The organism is Salinispora goodfellowii (genome assembly GCF_059570675.1).
The window spans coordinates 1-1,390 of the sequence record NZ_JCANTD010000095.1 but is presented as its reverse complement, the minus strand read 5'-3'; the positions used below and the strand labels follow the sequence as shown (position 1 = coordinate 1,390).

The window sequence follows — 1,390 nt, the reverse complement described above, 5'->3', positions numbered from 1 at the left end:
CAGGGCTATTGCGTAGTGCCGTTTAGCCTGTTCACGGTCGGTTTTCCGGTGGTCACAGCGGTGATGAGGTCGTGGGGACGCTGGCTGGCTTCGCGGGTGGCTTCGGCGATGTTGGTGGCGCCGTTGAGGCGGTGGTGCCCGATCGAGGTGTTACGGAGGGTGGCGAAGACAGCGGGTCCGTTCCCGGTCCGGGCTTGATGCGCATCTTCACGTAACGTGACATCTCGTACATAGTGCACCCTGTTTTCGATCTGCCACTCCGCCCGAGCCCAGGCGCCCAGATCGACCGGCCGGGCCTGACCGGCGGGCAGGGAGATCGTCAGGTACGCCGTCTCGCGGCTGGTCTTGCCTTTGACCGTGCGGGTCCGGGTGAGCCGGACAGCCTGTTCGGCCTCCGGGAAGCCGATCCCGCCCGGGGTCGCGACAGTCAGTGCCTTGACCGTGCGGGTCTCCTTACGGCCGTGACCGGTCTCGCGGGTCTGCGCCCCGACCGGCACCTGCGCCCACGGTAGAGCTTTGAGCTGGGCGAACAGCTTCGGCTGGTTGGCCTTGGTCGTGACCATCAGATGCGCGCCGTGCTCGGCGAGCAGATCGGCGTGCCCGACCTGCGCATGCAACGCATCCGCCACGAACAGCACACCCTCCAGCGAGCCCAACACGGTCTTGACCAGGCGCACCAGTGGCGTGAACGCGGGGATTTCGTTCGACTTCACCTCGATCTGGACCTGGGCGAGCACGATGCCGGTGCTGGTGTCATACGCGCTGAGCAGGTGCACCTGGCGGCCGTCGGCCAGCCGGGCACCGCGGGCGACCTTGCCGTCGACGGCGATGACCCGGCGCCACCAATGACCAGCCACCGGGGCCGGTGCCGCCCGCGATCGGAGCCATCGGGCCAGGACCTGCGACAACACGTCGGCGTCGATACGGATCAGCAGCCGCCACACCGTCGTCGCGGCCGGAACCCGGCCATCGAAGCCGAGCCGGGCCCAGACCACGCGGTCCTGGAACCGCACCCAATCGCTGACCGCGGCGAACGTGCACGCCCCGGCGATCACCGCACACACCGCCGCCGCCAGGATCGCAACGAGGGGATACCGGCGGCCCCGCGGATCCCGCGGGTCGTCCACCGCTGCCAACGCGACGAACAAGCTCCGCCGGTCACCATCGGTGACCACGGTCGGGCACGGCAGGTGCGGGGGTCGCTGCGGCAGCACGATCTCGGTCAGTGATGATGACATCAGCGGGTGCGTCCAGTTCTCGATCACGGTTGTCTTCGCAAACACCATGATCACGAACAGGCCGCACCCGTCCTACATGGACCCGGCCCCACCCATTCAGCCGCCAAAAACCCCAGCTCACAGACCCTTCAACCGACTACGCAACCGCCCTG

1 protein-coding gene is annotated in these 1,390 nt (G+C 67.9%); it reads right to left on the bottom strand.

Translation table 11 applies throughout. The features are described from left to right. Positions 1-5: 5 nt before the first annotated feature. A complete protein-coding gene (locus T398_RS26780; protein ID WP_496450578.1) occupies positions 6-1,286 on the bottom strand; it encodes an ISAs1 family transposase in 1,281 nt (426 codons plus the stop codon). Positions 1,287-1,390: the final 104 nt, after the last annotated feature.

Excerpts from the sequence above, each read along its gene's own strand:
- T398_RS26780 (WP_496450578.1), bottom strand. The coding sequence starts at position 1,286 with ATGGTGTTTGCGAAGACAACCGTGATCGAGAACTGGACGCACCCGCTG.